The 258-nt window shown below is 43.4% G+C and carries 1 protein-coding gene; it reads right to left on the bottom strand.

What is annotated here, in order from left to right:
* On the bottom strand, positions 1-258 hold a 258-nt coding region (locus RJ41_RS19230), incomplete at both ends, for a hypothetical protein (RefSeq protein WP_039222581.1).

Raw genomic sequence — 258 nt, 5'->3', positions numbered from 1 at the left:
TTGTAGTCGATAGTCGCCTTCTACAATCAACGAGCCGCCGTTAATATCAATAATGCCAGTATTTTGAATTAGGTTGCCTTTAACCGTAAAGGTGTAGCCATTGAGGTTCAATGAGTAGTTACTACCGAAGGTAAGGTCACCATCAATGACTACATCTTCATTAAGTGTCCAATTTCTACCGATTGGCACTGGCGACAGTGAACGGCCGTTGGCATAAATAACTTGCGCGTTGTAAGGCGACTTCCAAATAACCCCTTC

Origin of the sequence: Alteromonas marina (assembly GCF_000808575.1) — a bacterium.
GTDB classification, from domain to species: Bacteria; Pseudomonadota; Gammaproteobacteria; order Enterobacterales; family Alteromonadaceae; genus Alteromonas; species Alteromonas marina_A.
The sequence above is the reverse complement of the archived record's forward strand: the minus strand, read 5'-3'. Positions and strand labels throughout refer to the sequence as shown.